Source organism: Xanthomonas cucurbitae (genome assembly GCF_002939885.1).
Lineage (GTDB): Bacteria > Pseudomonadota > Gammaproteobacteria > Xanthomonadales > Xanthomonadaceae > Xanthomonas > Xanthomonas cucurbitae.
In genome coordinates this window covers 1-15,347 of sequence record NZ_MDED01000055.1, presented here as the reverse complement: position 1 = coordinate 15,347, position 15,347 = coordinate 1, and the positions used below count along the sequence as shown (strand labels likewise).

The following is a 15,347-nucleotide window of genomic DNA, read 5'->3' as shown; positions in this document are numbered from 1 at the left end:
GCCGCACGGGCCCGCGCGGCGGCGGCGGACGTGCGAGCGGACGTGCAGGAAGCGGCCAGGCATGTCGAGATCACCTCCTGCGGCGGCCGGCCGTGCATCAAGCTGGACAAACGCACGCCGACCTGGAAAAGCCAAGGCAGCGAATACATCCTGGTGGATGCCCCATCCAATCACCCGACACGACAGCGGCCGTAGGCCGACGATAGACCGGGTGAACGACGCACTGGGCAAGGACGGAGCCGAGAACGTGCGGGCGGTCCACGTGCCATTTGGCGACAAGGCGCCGTTCATGCATGCGCGGGGAGACGGGAAGGTGGGCCAGCAGCCAGTCGAGCAGAGCTTGATGCAGGCGAAAGCCATCAAGCAAGACCAGGGGCAAACCCAGTAGCGGGGTCAGGGCCGCGGATGGCTATGGACGGTCCCTGATAGCGCTCGCCGATAAAGCTTGCCTAATCCTACTTTGTCACTAAATTCGAAGGTGTATAGGTATCTTTCCAAGTAGTGTCACTGCAATTTCTACGGCGATTGTCCAGCGCAGCGTCGCGATCGAGTCCACTACATGGCGCTGAGCCCGCATCGGTCGCCCCGCGCGGGCGGTAATCTTCGGGTAGGGCAGGTTGCGGGCGTTGTGACGGTTTTTTTTGATGCGCTCCACGCAAGCGCTCAGCAACCAGAAACCCGTAAGCAGCAATGCATAGCGTGGCGTGATGATGAAACCCCCGCCAACCGCGCCCTTCGTAGTGATCCAGGCCAAACTCCTGCTTCAGGTCCTGATAATCGCGTTCAACCCGCCAGCGCGCCTTGACTGTATTCACCAGATCCTTGCGGAGCGTGCTTGCCGGCAAGTTGGAGAGGAAGTAGCGCGTTGGCTTGTCTTCGTTTTTGGGCCATTCGATCAACAACCACTCCTCCTGACGCAAACGATCTCCCTGCGCGGCACGCACGCGCAGGGCCGCAAAGCGTCCGGACAACGGTGCGTTGCTGCCTTCCCGCCATGACACCGTCCGGAAGGCACGCCGAGGCAGGGACTGCGCCAGTGCCTCCACCGACTGTGGCTGGCGATCCGCCGTGCGGCGATGGCGAATCGCAGGACGGCCCTTTCCCTTCCATGGCGCGGGCGGGCAGTCAGCGCATCACGCCAAGCCCATAGGCTGCATCGGCCAACACGGTGCCGCGGACAACACCTGCAGCACGCGCTGCCTGCATCTGCGCCAGCGCTATCTCCGGCTTGTTGGGGAACTCGATCTCTTCCGGAACACCCGCCTTCTCCCGCTGCGCCGCATCGGCCGCCCAGGCTTCAGGCAGATACAGCCCAAAGGCGAGCGGATACGAACCAAAATTTTCCAAGTGCAAGCTTGCACTGGCCTCATCGCTAGACAAGAGACAGGTCCATCTACATGTGGACAATCAGGTTGAATCGCAGGGCAGCCGTTGCAATCACCGCGTTGGTGATTGCCTGCATCGCATCGAACCCGGAACTTGCAGCAGCTGTGCCATTGCTGGATATGGTGGGCATCGAAGTGTTCGCCTACCTGCTGGTGAGCCAGCTGGGCGCATTGCTGCTGCAGGGCCTGGCACCGGCATTTCGAGACGCCTACGTGCGATGGAGCCACAAGCTGATGCGGCCATCGGGGTATGTAATCAACGGCTGCATCGGTGGTTACTTGCGGCAGGTGAGCTGGTACACCCGGCAGCTGGGGGTGGCTGCCATTGTCGGTTGCGCGCGCAGCTGAGCTGCTTCGTGTGTCCAGAAACCGCCGTAGACCGCCACCGCCGCGTTGTTGCCTGGCTCAGGTAGCCGCCAGCGCAGCAAGCACATCGTCCACCTGGCCTGGCGTGGCATCGCCTAACGCGGCATAGGCCTCGGTCAGCGCATCGATGAAGCGCGGGTCCGCAGCCAGCGCGCCGAACACGCCATCCAGCGTGACAAAGCGGGCGATATCACCGGCTGCATCGCCGGTGGCTGCACGTCCCAGCGCGCTCAGGGCATCGTTCAAGGGGTCGACCAGGGCCACGCCGTTGCGTGCCTGCCGGCGCACGAACTGCAGCCACGCGGCAACCGGCAAACAGAGGCGGTCGATGGGCCGTCCTGCGGCAAGCGCGTCGTCGATGGTGGCGAGCAGGCGCACCGGCATCTTCTGCGAACCGTCCCAGGCGATTTGCGCAAGCAGATGGCGGATGGCGGGATTGCGGAAGCGCGCAAGAATCGCGTCGCTATAGCGTTGCGCATCGAAGCCGTCCATCGGCTGCAGCGTGGGTGCGATGTCTTCACGCATCAGCGTTTCGACGAACGCCGCCAGCGGCGGGTGCGCCATGGCATCGGCAACACTCTCCAGCTGCAGCAAGCTGCCCAGATAAGCGAGTGTGGAATGCGGGGCATTGAGCAGGCGCAGCTTGGCGCGCGCATGGCCGGCGATGTTGTCGCTGAGCACCACGCCGACGCGCGTCAGGTCGGGGCGGCCGTTGCAGAAATCGTCTTCGATCACCCACTGGCTGTAGCGCTCGCGCTGGATCGGCCAGGCGTCGTACAGGCCGGTCTGCGCCTGTACCTGGGGACGCAGTGCCTCGTCGGTGGCCGGGGTGATGCTGTCGACCATCGAGCGCGGGAAACTGACCTGCTGTTCGATCCACAGTGTCAGCGCGGCATCGTGCTGGCGCGCCAGCAACAGCACCGCGCGGCGCAGCAGGTGGCCGTTATCGCTGAGGTTGTCGCAACTGAGCACGGTGAACGGTGCAAGGCCGGCCTGCATGCGCTTGCGCAGACCGGCGACCAGATAGCCGATGGCACTGTGTGGCGTGGCGGGGTTGGCGATGTCGTGCACGATGTCCGGGTGATGCAGATCGAGTGTATCGCCGGCCAGGCAATAGCCTTTTTCGGTGACGGTGAGGGTGACCAGGCGCACGGCGGGATCGGCCAGGCGCGCGAGGACGGCGGCTTGTTCGTCGGCGGCGCACAGCACTTGGCGGATGGCACCGATGATGCGCAGTTGCGGGTGTTCGTCGAGCAGGGCGAGGGTGTAGAGGCCATCTTGCGGGCGCAACGCGTCGCGCACCTGCCGGCTGTGCAGCGAGACGGCGCAGATGGCCCAGCCGGGATCGTCTGCGAGCAGGTCATCGATGTAGACGGCCTGGTGTGCGCGGTGGAAGGCGCCTGCGCCCAGATGGACGATGCCGATGGTGGTGGTTGCTGGGTCGTAGTTGGGTTTTAGGATTGTTTTAGGTAGGTGGGGAAGGGTGGCTAGCGAGAGTTGTGGGATTGGCATGGTCTTGTTTTGAATAGGGGGTGCTGCACGTTCGCTTGGTGGCCGTACCCTCACCCCAACCCCCGCTCCGCGCCCCGGCCCGCGCTTGCGGCGCGGGCGCTCCAAGGCACACGCGCCATGGCGCGTAAGCCGTGCCTTCTCGCCCCGACGGGAGAGGGGCTTTTCACGGCGGCTTCTGAGGGCGCGATTACTTGTGGGTGACGGTAAAGCGTTGCTTGCTGCGGATGTCGCTGCTGGACGCGCCGATCTGCACTTCATAGGCGCCCGGGTCCACGGCGTAGGTCTTGCGCTGCTCGTCGTAGATACGCAGCGCATCGGCGGCCTTCAGCGTGAAGGCGACCTCGCGCTGTTCGCCCGGTTGCAGGGTCATGCGTTGAAAACCACGCAGCTCCTTGCCGGCCCGTTCGCGCTTGGGGTCGAGCGGATGCAGGTACAGCTGCACCACTTCGTCGCCGGCGCGCTTGCCGGTGTTGCGCACCTTCAGCGTCGCGCGCAGCGTGCCATCGGCGCTGAGGGTGGTGCGGTCCAGGCGCAGGTCCGAGTAGGTGAATTGCGTGTACGACAATCCGTGGCCGAACGGGTACAGCGCGGTGCCGGTGAAATAGCGATAGGTGCGCCCACGCATGGCGTAGTCATCGAAGGCGGGCAGGCGCTCGGCTTCTTTGTAGAAGGTGATCGGCAGGCGACCACTGGGGTTGGCCTGGCCGAACAATACATCGCCCACCGCGCTGCCGCCGCGCTGGCCGGGATACCAGGCCAGCAGGATCGCCGGTACATGCTGCTGCGCCCAATCCACCGCCAGTGCAGAGCCGGTGGTCAACACCGCCACCACCGGCGTGCCGGTGGCCTGCAGCGCCTGCAGCAGCTCGCGCTGCGGTTTGGGCAGGCGGGTGTCGGTGCGGTCGCCGCCGGCAAAGCCGGGATAGTTGACGTCCATCTCCTCGCCTTCGACATCGCCGGTGAGGCCGCCGACGAACACCACCACCTCCGCATTGCGAGCGGCATCCACCGCTTCCTGCAGCGGTGGCTTGGCACCAGGCATGCGCCAGGCCAGGTGCACCCCGGCATCGCGGGTGGCTTCGTAATACTCCACGCGCAGGTCGTAGGCCTTGCCGGCTTCCAGGCGCACGCTGGCATTGCCGCCACGCATGCGCGGCGCATCGCTCCACTGGTCGATCAGCAACTTGCCGTCCAGAAACAGGCGCACGCCGTCATCGGCAGCGATCTGCAGGTCGTAATCGCCGCTGACCGGCGGCAACAATTGGCCATGCCAACGCACGCTGAAATCGTCCTTGTCCAACGCCTGCCCGGGCTGCAGCTCGCCACGGCCCAGCGCATCGTCGGTGGGCGCATTGCGGTCCCAGCGGAAGGCGATGCGCGGGTCGATGCGGGTCAGCACCGGTTGCCCGGCCAGGCTGCGTCCCTTGAAGTACTCACCGGTCAATCCGTTCTGTTTGGCATCGGCGGCCGGGCGCAGATAGCGCGCGTCGATCGGTGCGGCAGCATTGGGGTCCTCGCGTCCTTCCACCAGATCGCTGCCGCGTGCGTACACCACTTCCGCCTGTGGCGCCGCATCGCGGATGCCTTGCAGGATGGTGACCGGCGCGGCGGGCGTGCCGTAATAGTTGCCCAGCAACGACATCGGATCGTCGGCGGTGGGGCCGACCACGGCGATGCGTTTGAGCGTGGGTTTGAGCGGCAGCAGGCCGTCGTTCTTCAGCAACACCAGCGATTCGCGTGCGGTGCGCCGGGCCAGCGCATCGTGCTGCGGCGATTGATTCACCGAGGCGGGAATCTGCGCCCACGGCACCTTGGCCGGTGGGTCGAACATGCCCAAGCGCATGCGCGTGGTCATCAGCCGCTTGAGCGAGGTGTCGAGGGTGGCTTCGTCGATCAAGCCGGCGCGCACCGCCTTGAGTAACGCTGCATAGGTGTCGCCGCAATCCAGGTCGGTGCCGTGTTTGACGCCTAGCGCTGCGGCGGCTTCGGGCGTGGGCACGATCTTGTGGTTCTGCCAGATATCGCGGATCGCCGCGCAGTCGCTGACGATATAGCCATCAAAGCCCCAGTCGCGGCGCAGGATGCCTTCCAGCCGCGTGCTGGCCGAGGCGGATTCGCCATTGACGCGGTTGTAGGCGCCCATCACCGCGGCCACATGGCCTTGCTGCACCAAGGCCTGGAACGCCGGCAGGTACGTCTCATGCAGATCGCGCTCGCTGGGATGCACGTCGAAGTGATGGCGGTCCGCTTCCGGGCCGCTGTGGACGGCGAAGTGTTTGGCGGTGGCATCGAGCTTGCGATACGGGCCCTGCTGCGCCTGCAGGCCCTGCACGAAGGTCACGCCCATGCGCGCGGTCAGGAACGGATCTTCGCCATAGGTTTCCTGCCCACGGCCCCAGCGCGGGTCGCGGAAGATGTTGATGTTGGGCGACCAGAACGTGAGCCCCTGGTAGCGCTTGTGCTCACCGCGCGCCAGAAACGCATGGTGCTTGGCGCGCGCTTCGTCGCCGATGGCAGTGGCCACCTCGGCCATCAGCGGGGTGTCGAAGGTGGCTGCCAGCCCGATCGCCTGTGGAAAGACCGTGGCGCCACCGGCGCGCGCCACGCCGTGCAGCGCCTCGTTCCACCAGTCGTAGGCGGGCACCCGCAAGCGCGGGATCGCCGGTGCGGCGTTCTGCATCTGCGCGGCTTTTTCCTCCAGCGTCATGCGCGACACCAGATCGGCGGCGCGTGTCTCGAACGGCAGTTGGGTGTCGAGATACGGGGGCGGCGGCGGTGCAACCGCCTGCGTGTTGCCGGCGGCCAGGGCAATCGCCAGCAGCAGGCCGGCGGCCAGGGCGCGGCGCGGGGCGGCGGTGAGACGGGCAGGGTGCGACTGCATGGTCAGTCCTCCTTGGTGCGGTCTGATTGCAACCGGGCGAAGGGCCCGATCATGCTGCCGACGAAGCCGCCGGCCTGTGCGGTGCTGAGGAAGCCGGCATCGTCGTTGCGGTGTAGCGATTGCCAGCCGGCACCGGTGGCGTCGTAGTCGAAGCTGTAGGCGCCACCATCGCCGCTGATCTGCAGGCGCAACTGCGTTGTCGTGGCCGGGATGCGGGTGCGCGCCAGCGTGGTGGTGGTGGCGCCGTCGCGCTTGTCGATCACGACCTCCAGGGCAGCGCCGTCGCGGCGCACGCCCAGCGCATACCACGCGTTGGCGTTCTGGAACGCGGCCAGCCCGGCCTGCACACCTGCCTGCGTGGGCACAGCCAGCGCGGTGCTGGCGTAAAAGAGCGTGTGTTGCTGGCGGCGCGCAACAAACGCGGGCGTGCCGCTGCCCTCCAGCCCTTGCTCGGTTGCATGCAGGGTCAGCCAACCGGCACGTGCCTGCGTATCGCCTACGGTGCGCTTGGGCACGCGCAGGGTGAGCCATTCGCGCTGCAGGGTAGCGGCAGTGAAGTCGTCGTGCCAGGTGAAGTTGCCCGACAGCGGCGCCTGATCGGCAGTCGCCCCTGCCCCCGCAGGTGCGTTGGCAATGTAGGGAATCGGTGCGCCGGCGGGCAGGATCGACGGCCAGCCATCGCGCCACTGCACCGGCAGCAAAAAGGTCTCGCGCCCGGTGTTGTAGCGATCGCCGGAATACGGCCGGCTGGCCAGGAACACCGCCCACCATTGCCCGTCCGGTGCTTCGACAAGATCCGCGTGGCCGGCGTTGCTGACCGGGTGCGCACGGTCGGCAGGCAGATCGCGCTGGGTCAGGATGGGGGTGTGCGGCGAGGGCGCATACGGCCCCCACACGTTGCGGCTGCGCAACACCACCTGCGAATGTTGCGGCCCGGTGCCGCCTTCGGCGCACGACAGGTAGTACCAGCCGTCGCGCTGATACAGGTGCGGACCCTCGATCCAGATCGGCTTGCTGGCCAGGTCCACGCCGCCGTTGAGCAGCACCTTGCGCGGGCCGGTCGGTTGCCGGGTGGCCAGATCGAAGCGCTGCATCCAGATCGCGCGATGCCCCTCGTATAACGGCGTGCCTTCCGGTGGGCCGTTGTTGAGCAGATACGCGCTGCCGTCGGTGTCGAAGAACAGCGACGGGTCGATGCCGTCGATGCTCGGCAGCCAGGTCAGTTGCGACCAGGGGCCAGCAGCGTTGCTGGCGCTGGCGATAAAGTTGCCACCGCGGTCGACCGCAGTCCCTACCACATAAAAGCGTCCGTCATGGTGGCCAATACTGGCAGCAAACATGCCGCGCGACACGTCCAGGCCGTCGTAGTCGAGCTGGTCGGTGCGCTCGACCACGTTGCCGATCTGCGTCCAGTGCACCAGATCGCCGCTCTCGAATATCGGAATCGCCGGGAAATACGCAAAGGTGGAATTGACCAGGTAGTAGCGCTCGCCCACGCGGGTGATGCTGGGGTCCGGATAGAAGCCGGCCAGGATCGGGTTGCGATATTGACCGGCCGCCAACGGCGTGGCGAATACCGCATCATCGCCGCGATAGTCGAACCAATCGAAGGCGACATTGGCCTCGGCGTCGGCCTGCGCCTGCGCCACGACAGGCACAAGCGCGGCCATCACCACGCTCAGCGCGGCCGGCAACAGCCGCATCACCAATCCCACATCGCGCCGTCTTCCAGGCGCGCGATGGGCAGCTGTTTAGGCACATAGGGATACCTGGCGGCCAGCGCCTCGTCGATGTCCACGCCATGCCCGGGGGTTTCGCCGCAGTGCAGGCGCCCGTCGCGGAACACGTAGTCGTGCGGGAACACCGCATTGGCCTCGTCGGAATGGAACATGTATTCCTGGATGCCGAAGTTGGGCACCCAGGTATCGAAGTGCAAGGCCGCGCCCATGCACACCGGCGACAGATCGGTGGCGCCGTGGAAGCCGGTGCGCACCTGATGCAAGGCCGCGAAGTCGGCCAGCCTGCGCACGTGGGTGATGCCGCCGGCATGGACAATCGTGGTGCGGATGTAGTCGATCAGCTGCTGTTCGATCAGGTGCTTGCAGTCCCAAATCGAATTGAACACTTCGCCCACTGCCAATGGCGTGACCGTGTGCTGGCGAATGAGTTCGAACGCACGCTGGTTTTCCGCAGGCGTGGCGTCTTCCAGCCAGAACAGCCGGTAGGGCTCCAGATTGCGGCCCAGGCGCGCGGCTTCGATCGGGGTGAGCCGGTGATGCGCATCGTGCAGCAGCTCGATCTCATCGCCGTGGTCGTTGCGCAGTTGCTCGAACAACTTCGGCACCACACCCAGATAGCGCGGCGTGGACCACACGGTTTCGGTGGGTAGTTCGCTTTCGGCCGGCTCGTACGGCTTGCCGCCGCTGGAAATGCCATAGGTCTTCTTGATGCCGGGCACGCCGCATTGCGCGCGGATGGCGATAAAGCCCATCTCGCGAAAACGGGCCACTTCGTCACTGGTTTCGGCGATATCGCGGCCGTTGGCATGGCCATAGACCAGCGCACCTTCGCGCGAGCGCCCGCCCAGCAACTGATACAACGGCATGCCGGCCATCTTGCCCAGGATGTCCCACAGCGCCACGTCCACCGCGGCAATCGCGCTCATCGTCACCGGGCCACGCCGCCAGTACGCACCGCGGTAGAAGAACTGCCAGATGTCCTCGATGCGCCCGGCGTCGCGACCGATCAGGTTCGGCACCAGATGTTCCTGCAGGTAGGCCGCCACCGCCAGTTCGCGGCCGTTGAGCGTGGCATCGCCCAGCCCGGTGATGCCCGAACGGGTGCGGATCTTCAGGGTGACGAAGTTGCGCCCCGGGCAGGTGACGATGACGCGCGCCTCGACGATCTCGCGATCGCGGGCCGAACCTTGCAGCGGAGCGGGGGAGTCGGGGGTCTGTGACATCGGGATCTGCCTCATGGGGAAAGGGGGGCGGTGACGGGGAGTTCGAAAGGACCGGCCGGCAGGCCGCTGCGGTCGTACAGCGTGCACACCGGGCTGTCGGCCCAGCAGTAGCGCACCCGCACCGCATCCATGCCGGAAGGAATGCGCAGGTGGACGAGGCGCTGCTGCACGCTGGCGCTGGCGTAGCGGCAGCTGCCAGCCGCCGCGCCGCAGATTTCGAAGCCGATCGGCGCATCGTTGCCGTAACTCAGCAGCGTGGTGTCCACATCGTCGAAGGCGATGCGCACGCTGTGGCCATCGCGCTGCACGGACCGTGGTACCGGGCCCGAGGGCGCCACCGCTTCGCCATACACCACGTGCCGCGCCGCGCGTGCCAGCCGCCGGCCCAGTTCCTGCTTGTTAGCCGGATGGATGTCGTAGCGGTCGCCGATGTCGATGGCCACGGCCAGGCCCGCGTGCGCGTCTTCGGCCACGAAGCGGCGCTGCGCCTCGCGCAGCTGCGCCCAACCGCTTTCCACCGGTTGCGTGGGCGGCGCGCCGTAGTTGGCCAGCTGCACCATCAGCAGCGGCAGCGTTGCACCGAAGCGTGCACGCCAGTCGCGCCGCCAGGCGTCGAGCAAGGCCGGGTAATGCACGGCATCGCCGGCATTGGATTCGCCCTGGTACCACAGCACTCCGCGCAGGCCGAGAAGGCCGAGCGGGGCGATCATGCCGTTGTACAAGGTGGTCAGCCCTGCGGCCGAGGACCACGGCGCCCGCGGGGGCGAGCCCAGCTGCGGCGGCACGATGCGGTAGTGCCACGGCGCGGCCAGCGGCAGCGTGCTGCCATCGGCAAACTGCAGCGCACGCGAGGACGCATCGCCCAGCAATCCACCACGGCGATACGTGTTGAGGACGTTGAGCACGATGCTGTTGCGCCCGGCATGCAGGTGGCCGCGCGGCAGCGCATAGCGGCGCGGTTGATCGGCCCCGTAGCTGCTGCCGACGCCAACACCGTTGACCCAGGTCTGGTCTAGCTCGTCCACCGGCCCCAGCACCAGGGTGGCTTCCTGCGCTGCCTGCGCGGGCGTCAGCTCCACGCTGGTGCGATACCAGACCATGCCGTTGAAGCCCACCAGCTGCGGCACGCCCCAGTCGTCCCATGCGCCCAGCGCGGCAGGTGCGGGTTGCCACGCGCCCGGCGCATCCGGTTGCCACGGCTCGCCTTCGCCATGCGCATGCCACCATGCTTCCCACAGCCGTGCCCAGCGCGGCGCCGCGTCCGTCGGGCTGTCGGCATAGCGTGCCAGCACATCCAGTGCCGGGCCATCGTCGCCGGCCGCGCGCAGTGCCGCCTCGCCGATCCAGGCCTGCAGCTGCGAGCCGCCCCACGAGGCGTTGATCAACCCCATCGGCACGGAGACGGTCTTGCGTAGTTCGCGCGCGAAGTAGTAGCACGCCGCCGAAAAGTCCTTCACCGTGTCCGGCGTGGTCGGCTGCCATTGCGCCGCGCCGCCAAAGCCACGCTGTGGCGTGGGGCTGGATTGCGCCGGCACCTTGAACATGCGGATGGCCGGTTGATCGGCATCGGCGATCTCGCTGCGCGCATCCAGCGTGCGATGCACCTGCAATTCCATGTTGGATTGACCCGAACACAGCCACACATCGCCGATCATCACATCGGCCACCTGCTGTGTCGCACCGTCGGCGCTGCTGGCGGTCAGCGTGTACGGTCCGCCGGCTGCATGGGCGGGCAGCTGCGCCTGCCAGTGGCCTTGGCGGTCTGCGCGCACCTGTTGCTGCTGGGTCTCCAATTGCACCCGCACGCGCGCGCCGGGCGCCGCATCGCCCCATACCCGAATCGGCGCATCGCGTTGCAGCACCACATGGTCCTGGAACAGCGGATGCAACAGCGGCGCATCGGCGGCGCAGGCCACATCGATTGCAAGCGTGGCAAGCAGCAGGGGCAAACCACGCAGGCTCATTTCGGATTCCCCGGTGCATAGGGAAATTTCAGGCCCTGGTAGTACGCCAGCGGATGCGCCGGCGCGGCCACGCCCGGTGGCAAGGCACGCCCGGACACGCTCTGGAAATAGGCGATGCTGGCATCGCGCCACCACTGCGCTTCGTCCTGCTGGATTGCCAGAAACCCGGCTACCTGCCGATAGCGCGGCGCATCGATGCGGCCGGCCAGGCCTTGCCAGGTCGCACGCATCGCCCGCACCTCGTCCACGCCATGGTCGTAATGCCACACCAACTCGTCCCACAGCGTCCGCCCGGAGGCCATGCGCCGGTCCCAGGAGACATGATGGAACCACAGCAGAGACTGCTCGGGCACCTTCCGCACATCGCCGAACACCCGCGCCACCGGTGCGGCGTACTGCGCCACTGCATTGCTGCCGCTGGCGCTGCGGTCAAAGCCAATGCCGTTGCGGTCGGCGCGGTGGTAATACACCGGGTCCCAATCCGGGCGCTCGCTGCCGGCATCCCAGGGCGCCGGGCCGTAATGATGGCCGCGCCCCATCAGGTGGTGCAGGCCCAGCGGCGTCATGTAGTCCACCACGGCCTCGCGCGAGCGCAGCAGCATGCCCACCACCGGCGTGACCACGGCCGGATCGTTGGACAACGTCATGCGCACCCAGTCCTGCGCCATCGCCTCCGGCGACAACGACGGATTCCAGGCCAGCCGTCCATAGGCATACCAGTTGGCCTGATCGAAGATCGAGCCGCTCCAGTTGCGGTCCGACCCGATGTTGGCAACGCCGGCCATGCCGGTCAGCCGAGGGCGTTTGGCATCGTTGAACACGCTGCCATCCACCGTCTTCGCGACGGTCGAGCCCTTGCCGCGCGCATAGGTATCGGCCTGCAAGGTCTCGGCGAACAAGCTGCCCAGATATGCCAGGTGCGTGGAAAAGCCAAGGTATTCCTTGGTGATCTGGAACTCCGGCATCAGCGGCGTCTTGCGCATCGCGCCGAACAGCGGATGGAAGGGCTCGCGTGGCTGGAAATCGATGGCGCCGTTCTTCACCTGCACGATCACGTTGTCGGCAAACGCGCCATCGAGCGGCATGAATTCGCTGTACGCCTGCTTGGCGCGGTCGTCGGGCTGCTCGTGCGAATACACGAACGCACGCCACATCACCACGCCACCATGCGGCGCCAGCGCAGCGGCCAGCAGGTTCGCGCCATCGGCATGCGTGCGCCCGTAATCCTGCGGGCCGGGCTGTCCTTCGGAATTGGCCTTGACCAGAAACCCGCCGAAATCCGGAATGCGCGCATAGATCGCATCGGCGGTCTCACGCCACCAGCGCTGCACCTGCGGGTCCAGTGGGTCGGCGGTGGGCAGCCCGCCGATCTCGATCGGCGCACTGAAGCGGGCGCTGAGAAACACGCGGATGCCATACGGCCGAAAGACCTTGGCCAGCGCGGCGGCCTTGTCCAGGTACTGCGGCGTCAGGCTCCAGGCCTTGGCGTTGACATTGTTGAGCACGGTGCCATTGATGCCCAGCGAGGCATTGGCGCGTGCGTAGTCGGTGTAGCGCGGATCCAGATAGCCCGGCAAGGTCTGCCAGTTCCACAGCGAGGCGCCGGCATAGCCGCGCTCCACCACGCCATCGAGATTGTCCCAGTGATTGAGCATGCGCAGCTGCAGCCGCGGCGACTCACGCACGTTCAGTGCGGTCAGCGCCTGGCCAGTCTGCAGCAGACGCAGGAAATGAAATGCGCCATAAAGCGCACCGATATCACTGCCGCCCACGATCGCGATGCTGCGGTGATCGTCCACGGTAACGGACTGGATCAGGTAGCCCTCGCGGCCAAGATCGGCGGTAGACAGCTTCAGGGCTGCTACCTGCGGCGCATTGGCCGGACCCAGCAGCAGCGTACCGTCGCGCGTGACCGCATCAGTGGGTGGCGGCGCGGCGCCCAGCAGGCCCTGCAGGCCACGTTCCAGCTCCTGGCGCGCGGCCTGCAGGGTGGGCGAATCGCCAACGACCACCAGTGCCTGGGTGTGTTCGCGCAATGCAGTGGCCTTGTCCACCGGCTGGTAGCGCAACCACAGCTCGTAGCCATCTTCGGCATGTACCTGCGCAGCAGGCAGAAACACGCCGCAGAGCAGCATCAGCCCCATCAGTAACAGCGCAGCCATCGGGACGCGCTCATTGCCGCTTGCCTGCCTGCTCATGACATTTGCTCCACTGCAGGTAACGCATCGTTGCGTGTCTCGCCGCTCTGTCTGCTTCCCGGTACCATGGTTTGCATCGCCGTGTATGCCGTGGGTGCGGAGTTCATTGCCGCGGTCGGTGTGCATCGTGCAGCTTTCGCACTCACTTGAAGAGGCCACGCTTGGAGAAGGTCAGGAAATCGGTCCGCCGCACCAGCCGCGCGACCACCATCGACGAGGTGGCGGCGCTGGCGAAAGTGTCGCCGATGACGGTCTCGCGTGTGGTCAACAACAACGGCAGTGTGCGCCAGGCCACCCGCGAGCGCGTCATGCGCGCAGTCGACAAACTCGGTTACACGCCCAATCTCGCCGCCAGCGCATTGGCCGCCGCGCAGAGCACGCGCATCGCGCTGATCTACAGCGACCCCAGTGGTGCCTACCTGCGCGAGTTGTTGCTCGGCGTGTTGCGGGTGGCTTCGCGCACTTCGATCCAGCTGGTGATCGACTGCTGGGACGACCTGGATGCCGATGCCGAGCGCCGTGCCGCACGCAAACTCGCCAAGGGCGTGGCCGGAGTCATCCTGCCGCCGCCGTTGTGCGAGTCCCGCGCCGCAGTGCTGGAGCTGGTGCGCGCCAAGGTGCCGGTGGTGGCGATCGCCTCCAATCATTTCAGTCCCGATGTGGCCTGCGTGCGCATCGACGAATTCGCTGCCGCCAAGGAAATCACCGAGCATCTGATCGTGCAGGGGCATACGCGGATCGGCTATATCGCCGGGCATCCCAACCTGTCGGCCAGTACGCGGCGTTTCGAAGGATTCCAGGCGGCCTTGTCCGATGCCGGTTTGCGGCTGGACCGGCATCTGGTGCAGCCGGGCGATTACACCTACCGCTCGGGGTTGCTGGCCGCGGAAAAATTGCTGGCACGCAAGCGCCGGCCCAGCGCGATCTTCGCCAGCAACGACGATATGGCCGCCGCCGCCATTTCGGTGGCGCACCGGCGCGGCATGGATGTGCCGCGCGACCTGTCGGTGGTGGGATTCGATGACACCTCTGCCGCCACCGCCGTCTGGCCCGAACTCACGACGGTGCAGCAGCCCATTGCCGCCATGGCCGATGCCGCGTTGGACATCCTGCTGAAGACGATACGCGCCAAGGAGCGGACGCCGAAGATGGTCGATCATGTGGTCGCGCACCTGCTGGTCAAGCGGGATTCGGTGGCCGTACCGACATCGGTCGATCCGGCCGAATAGACAGCGCTGACGGAAGGCTGCGCAGTCCCTTGGTTGCCGCAGCCGGTGTCGGTCACCAAGCTGTCTGGACTGTGGGCCCCGCCCATGCGGCTGCCGTCTGCGAACAGCTGCGCGTTTGCGTCGGTGGCCATTGCCGTTACGTTTCCTCCCTGCATGCGCCGCGCTCGCAGCGCATGCAGGGCACGCACACGCATGTGCATCAACACATGCGTACGCTGGTGGGTCACCGCGTCAGATACTGATTGATGAGGTTCTCGTAGGCTTCCTGGCGGCCGCTGATCTGCGTGGGCGCATTGCCGGCAGCGTGCTTGGCCAGGTCGGCCAGCGTGCTGCTGCCGTTGGCAAACGCCGCACCGGCGCCGCTGTCGAAGCTGGCGTAGCGCTCTTTGCGCCAGGTTTCCAGCGGCGAAGCCGTCAGCAGTGCATTGGCCACTTCCAGCCCGCGCGCGAACGCGTCCATGCCACCGATATGCGCCAGGAAAAGGTCCTGCGGGTCGGACGATTCGCGGCGCACCTTGGCATCGAAATTCAGCCCGCCCGGTGCCAGCCCGCCCTGGCGCAGCACCACCAGCATCGCGCCGACAGTGTCATACAGGTCGGTCGGGAACTGGTCGGTGTCCCAGCCGTTCTGCGGGTTGCCGCGGTTGGCATCGATGCTGCCCAGCAGGCCGGCATCGCTGGCAACCTGCAGATCGTGCTCGAAGCTGTGGCCGGACAGCGTGGCGTGGTTGGCTTCGATATTGAGCTTGAAATCCCGATCCAGGCCGTGCTGGCGCAGGAAGCCGATGACCGTGGCGCTGTCGAAGTCGTACTGGTGCTTCATCGGCTCCATTGGCTTGGGCTCGATCAG

The 15,347-nt window shown here is 66.4% G+C and carries 10 protein-coding genes and 2 pseudogenes; 4 read left to right on the top strand and 8 right to left on the bottom strand.

Annotated elements, in window-relative coordinates; genetic code table 11:
- Positions 1 to 195, top strand: a pseudogene (locus tag XcuCFBP2542_RS19850) (hypothetical protein); the annotation flags it as partial.
- A gap of 16 nt (positions 196 to 211) precedes the next feature.
- Entirely contained in the window at positions 212 to 388 is a 177-nt protein-coding gene (locus tag XcuCFBP2542_RS19645) for a hypothetical protein (protein WP_158251464.1), read from the top strand.
- A gap of 193 nt (positions 389 to 581) precedes the next feature.
- On the opposite strand, the pseudogene XcuCFBP2542_RS20135 reads toward XcuCFBP2542_RS19645, so the two are convergent.
- A pseudogene (locus XcuCFBP2542_RS20135) lies at positions 582 to 1,362 on the bottom strand (IS701 family transposase); the annotation flags it as partial.
- 128 nt (positions 1,363 to 1,490) lie between these two features.
- Here XcuCFBP2542_RS20135 and XcuCFBP2542_RS17670 point away from each other — a divergent pair.
- The gene (locus tag XcuCFBP2542_RS17670; RefSeq protein WP_249027679.1) at positions 1,491 to 1,733 is read left to right on the top strand and encodes a hypothetical protein; all 243 of its coding nucleotides are present in this window, start codon (positions 1,491 to 1,493) and stop codon (positions 1,731 to 1,733) included.
- A 57-nt stretch (positions 1,734 to 1,790) separates the two neighbouring features.
- Here XcuCFBP2542_RS17670 and XcuCFBP2542_RS17665 read toward each other — a convergent pair whose 3' ends face one another.
- From XcuCFBP2542_RS17665 to XcuCFBP2542_RS17635, 6 genes are all read right to left on the bottom strand, one after another.
- A complete protein-coding gene (locus XcuCFBP2542_RS17665; RefSeq protein ID WP_104605403.1) occupies positions 1,791 to 3,263 on the bottom strand; it encodes a mannitol dehydrogenase family protein in 1,473 nt (490 codons plus the stop codon).
- Between the two features lie 187 nt (positions 3,264 to 3,450).
- Positions 3,451 to 6,144, bottom strand: coding sequence for a glycoside hydrolase family 3 protein (locus XcuCFBP2542_RS17655; protein ID WP_104605399.1), 2,694 nt, complete (start codon positions 6,142 to 6,144; stop codon positions 3,451 to 3,453).
- A gap of 2 nt (positions 6,145 to 6,146) precedes the next feature.
- Positions 6,147 to 7,814, bottom strand: a complete 1,668-nt coding sequence (locus XcuCFBP2542_RS17650; RefSeq protein ID WP_425478056.1) for a glycoside hydrolase family 43 protein — start codon at positions 7,812 to 7,814, stop codon at positions 6,147 to 6,149.
- A gap of 32 nt (positions 7,815 to 7,846) precedes the next feature.
- The gene (gene manD, locus XcuCFBP2542_RS17645) at positions 7,847 to 9,106 is read right to left on the bottom strand and encodes a D-mannonate dehydratase ManD (RefSeq protein ID WP_104605409.1); all 1,260 of its coding nucleotides are present in this window, start codon (positions 9,104 to 9,106) and stop codon (positions 7,847 to 7,849) included.
- Between the two features lie 11 nt (positions 9,107 to 9,117).
- Positions 9,118 to 11,070 (bottom strand): sialate O-acetylesterase, encoded by a 1,953-nt coding sequence (locus tag XcuCFBP2542_RS17640; protein ID WP_104605397.1) that lies wholly within the window; start codon positions 11,068 to 11,070, stop codon positions 9,118 to 9,120.
- Positions 11,067 to 13,232: an alpha-glucuronidase family glycosyl hydrolase gene (locus XcuCFBP2542_RS17635; protein WP_372372436.1), complete on the bottom strand. Its 2,166-nt coding sequence runs from the start codon at positions 13,230 to 13,232 to the stop codon at positions 11,067 to 11,069. The genes XcuCFBP2542_RS17640 and XcuCFBP2542_RS17635 overlap by 4 nt, the downstream gene beginning before the upstream one ends.
- Positions 13,233 to 13,429: 197 nt before the next feature.
- Between XcuCFBP2542_RS17635 and XcuCFBP2542_RS17630 the strand changes: the two genes are divergently transcribed.
- Entirely contained in the window at positions 13,430 to 14,497 is a 1,068-nt protein-coding gene (locus XcuCFBP2542_RS17630; RefSeq protein WP_104605395.1) for a LacI family DNA-binding transcriptional regulator, read from the top strand.
- 223 nt (positions 14,498 to 14,720) lie between these two features.
- Here XcuCFBP2542_RS17630 and XcuCFBP2542_RS17625 read toward each other — a convergent pair.
- On the bottom strand, positions 14,721 to 15,347 hold a 627-nt coding region (locus XcuCFBP2542_RS17625), incomplete at its 5' end, for an apurinic/apyrimidinic endonuclease family protein (RefSeq protein WP_484606942.1).